The sequence below is a fragment of the Bartonella sp. MU37NMGALS genome, assembly GCF_042194015.1.
Taxonomy (GTDB): Bacteria; Pseudomonadota; Alphaproteobacteria; order Rhizobiales; family Rhizobiaceae; genus Bartonella; species Bartonella grahamii.
This window is the reverse complement of the sequence record NZ_JBHIML010000179.1, coordinates 1-505: the sequence shown is the minus strand read 5'-3', so window position 1 is coordinate 505 and position 505 is coordinate 1. Positions and strand designations below refer to the sequence as shown.

The following is a 505-nucleotide window of genomic DNA, read 5'->3' as shown; positions in this document are numbered from 1 at the left end:
TGGGGATATTGATGTATTAACCATTGACGGGCTAAACAGTTTTGTTTAGAGGTTTCTTTATATAAATGTGGGGGAGAGATCTTCAGCAGTTAAAATAAAGCAGTTTTTCTAGTGTCACTTTTTTGGTCACAAAGGCATGTGCTTTTGTTAAAAGCGTCATAGGGCAGTGGCTGTTTTGAGTGGGTTTATTAGCGGTTCCATGAAGTTCTTTTAAAGAGTGCTTCATGAATAGTGCAAAGCGGGGGCAATCTGTATTGTTTTGTGTATTTTTACGCCAAAGTTCTCTTTTGAGAATTTTTCGTGCCATTGTTGTTTTCTTTGGCTTGTTTACAGGTGTAAATGTTTATGCGCGCTCCTCAGCTATTTTTCATTCCCCAACAGATAATTTTTCTCGTAGGTATTCAGAAAAGCAGCAATTAGAAAGAATTGAGAAATTACGGTCTTTAACGCCTAAAAGGATCAAGACGCCTTCAGAGCAAAATCCAGAAACGCTTTTGGGTGGGAA

The 505-nt window shown here is 38.2% G+C and carries 1 pseudogene; it reads left to right on the top strand.

Annotation, left to right across the window (positions count from 1 at the left end):
* Positions 1–224 precede the first annotated feature (224 nt).
* Positions 225–505 (top strand): annotated as a pseudogene (locus ACFIJP_RS09810) (ShlB/FhaC/HecB family hemolysin secretion/activation protein); the annotation flags it as partial.